The organism is Actinoplanes sp. NPDC051633 (assembly GCF_040681735.1).
Taxonomy (GTDB): domain Bacteria; phylum Actinomycetota; class Actinomycetes; order Mycobacteriales; family Micromonosporaceae; genus Actinoplanes.
The window spans coordinates 1-2,502 of record NZ_JBFAZH010001128.1 but is presented as its reverse complement, the minus strand read 5'-3'; the positions used below and the strand labels follow the sequence as shown (position 1 = coordinate 2,502).

Sequence of the window (2,502 nt, the reverse complement as noted above, 5' to 3'; positions counted from 1 at the left end):
GCATGGTGTACGCGTCGAGCAGCGCCTGCGTCGGGTGCTCGTGGGTGCCGTCGCCGGCGTTGATCACCGAACCGTCCACCCAGGTCGCCAGCCGGTGCGGTGCGCCCGAGGCGGGGTGCCGGATGACCACCGCGTCGGCGCCCATCGCCTGCAGGGTCAGCGCGGTGTCCTTGAGGCTCTCGCCCTTGGAGACGCTGGATCCCTTGGCCGAGAAGTTGATCACATCGGCGGAGAGCCGCTTGGCCGCCGCCTCGAACGAGATGCGGGTGCGGGTGGAGTCCTCGTAGAAGAGGTTCACCACGGTGCGGCCGCGCAGCGTCGGCAGCTTCTTGACCTCACGCCCGGCGAGCGCGGCCATCTCACCGGCGGTGTCCAGGATGAGGGTGGCGGTGTCCGCGTCCAGGTCGGCGGCGGAACGCAGATGTTTGATCACGGTTTGTCCTCGCAGTGCGGCGAAGCCGCCTCGGCAGCTCTGCTCATCGCGGGCCTCCGGTGAGCTTGACCTCGTCGACGCCGTCGTCGGTCTCGGCCAGCGAGACCCGGACGCTCTCGTCCTGGGCGGTCGGGATGTTCTTGCCGACGTAGTCGGCGCGGATCGGCAGCTCGCGGTGCCCGCGGTCGACCAGCACGGCCAGCTGCACGGAGCTGGGCCGGCCGACGTCGGAGATCGCGTCCAGCGCGGCCCGCACGGTGCGGCCGGAGAACAGCACGTCGTCGACCAGGATGACCCGCCGGCCGTCGATACCGTCGCCGGGCAGCTCGGTCTTGCCGAGCGCCCGGGTGGCGTGCAGCCGCAGATCGTCGCGGTAGAGCGTGATGTCGAGCGAGCCGACCGGCACGTCGACGCCTTCGAATGCGTGGATGCGACTCGCGAGGCGGCGAGCGAGCGGGACGCCGCGGGTCGGGATGCCGAGGAGAACGGTGCCGGTGGCGCCCGATGTCTTCTCGAGAATCTGGTGCGCGATCCGGTCGACGACCCGTTGCAGGTCGGACCCGGACATAATGATCTTGGCCGATTGGGCACGTGGAAGTGCCACAAGGACCCCCTTCCCTGCCTCACGGGACAGGTCGTTAAAGGACGTCGGTGTCGTGCAGACCCGATGATCACGGGCTTGCGGACTGACGCTACGTTACCAGCGCAGCTGACGCGGGCCGGGGTGACGTGGCCGACGTGGAAAGTGGGCAACTTTCACAGGAGTCCCCCGACACATCGGCGACCAACACTTGACCAGAAGACGCAACGGCCGTACCGTCACGCTGCGTAGCGATCGCGGGGGAAGAACCCTCCGGGCCAGCACAGTACTGGGAGTGTCCGAATGCCGTCTGAGTACGCCAAGTCGTTGGGCGCCCGCCTGCGCTCGATCCGCCAGCAGCAGGGACTGTCCCTGCAGGGTGTGGAAGAGAAGTCGAACGGTCGCTGGAAGGCCGTTGTGGTGGGCTCGTACGAGCGCGGCGACCGTGCGGTCACCGTCTCGCGTCTCGCCGAGCTGGCCGATTTCTATCGGGTTCCCGTCTCGGAGCTGCTGCCCGACGGCAGCGGTGTCCGCCTCGAGGCCACCAACAAGATCGTGCTCGATCTCGAGAAGCTGTACGACACGACCGGTGAGGATCTCGCCTACGTGGCGCGGTACGCCCGGGCGATCCAGCAGCAGCGCGGTGACTACAACGGACGGGTGCTGTCGATCCGCGCCGATGACCTGCGTGCCCTCGCGATCGTGTACGACATCTCGCCGTCCGGCCTGATCGAGCGTCTGACCGAGCAGGGCGTGCTGGTCGCCGACCCGCGCGCGTTCTTCGCGTCCTGACGCAGAGCAACCTGACGCAGAGCAACTGACCAGAGCAACACAGAGCACGGCCCGAACGCAGAGCAACACAGCAGAGCAACACAAAGGGAGCCCGATGGGCTCCCTTTGTGCATGTCTGAGAAAGATCAGCGACTTGCGAACTCCGCGATCCGGCCGAGGATGCCGTTGAGAAATCGCGGACTGTCGTCGGTGGACATCTGCCGGGCGAGCTCGACCGCCTCGGTGATCGCGACCGGGTCGTCGATCTCGGGCACATAGAGCAACTCGTAGACGGCGATCCGCGCGAGGTTGCGATCCACCGCCGGCATCCGCTCGAGGGTCCAGCCCTCGGCGTAGCTGGCGATCAGCTCGTCGATCCGGTCGAGATTTTTCGCCACCCCCTCGACCAGGCCGACCGCGTAGTCGAGATGATCGGGATGCGGCTTCTCGATGCGCTGCAGGTAGGTCTCGAGCACCGCCCGCGGCGGCAGGTCCCGCATATCGGCCTCGTACAGAACATCGAGCGCACGCTTGCGCGCCTTGCGGCGCGCCGGCATCTGTGTCTTGTGGCCCTCAGCCATGCGTGGTCAGCTGCGGCCGAGGTAGCGGCCGTCGCGCGTGTCGACCTTGATCTTCTCGCCCGTGGTGATGAACAGCGGCACGTTGACCGTCGCGCCGGTCTCGACCGTCGCCGGCTTGGTGCCGCCGGTCGACCGGT

Annotated in this window: 3 protein-coding genes and 2 pseudogenes; 1 reads left to right on the top strand and 4 read right to left on the bottom strand. The window is 67.7% G+C overall.

The window, feature by feature from the left end:
- Both AB0M20_RS37945 and pyrR read right to left on the bottom strand, forming a co-directional pair.
- A pseudogene (locus AB0M20_RS37945) lies at nt 1-433 on the bottom strand (aspartate carbamoyltransferase); the annotation flags it as partial.
- A 43-nt stretch (nt 434-476) separates the two neighbouring features.
- Entirely contained in the window at nt 477-1,037 is a 561-nt protein-coding gene (gene pyrR / locus AB0M20_RS37940) for a bifunctional pyr operon transcriptional regulator/uracil phosphoribosyltransferase PyrR (RefSeq protein WP_364305679.1), read from the bottom strand.
- 279 nt (nt 1,038-1,316) lie between these two features.
- Between pyrR and AB0M20_RS37935 the strand changes: the two genes are divergently transcribed.
- Nucleotides 1,317-1,805, top strand: a complete 489-nt coding sequence (locus AB0M20_RS37935) for a transcriptional regulator (RefSeq protein ID WP_020517563.1) — start codon at nt 1,317-1,319, stop codon at nt 1,803-1,805.
- Between the two features lie 125 nt (nt 1,806-1,930).
- On the opposite strand, the gene nusB is transcribed toward AB0M20_RS37935, so the two are convergent.
- Entirely contained in the window at nt 1,931-2,341 is a 411-nt protein-coding gene (gene nusB / locus AB0M20_RS37930; protein WP_364305682.1) for a transcription antitermination factor NusB, read from the bottom strand.
- A gap of 30 nt (nt 2,342-2,371) precedes the next feature.
- Nucleotides 2,372-2,502: pseudogene (locus AB0M20_RS37925) on the bottom strand (elongation factor P); the annotation flags it as partial.

Bases quoted from the DNA above. Each gene is read 5' to 3' on its own strand.
- AB0M20_RS37935 (WP_020517563.1), top strand. From the start codon at position 1,317: ATGCCGTCTGAGTACGCCAAGTCGTTGGGCGCCCGCCTGCGCTCGATC.
- nusB (WP_364305682.1), bottom strand. From the start codon at position 2,341: ATGCCGGCGCGCCGCAAGGCGCGCAAGCGTGCGCTCGATGTTCTGTAC.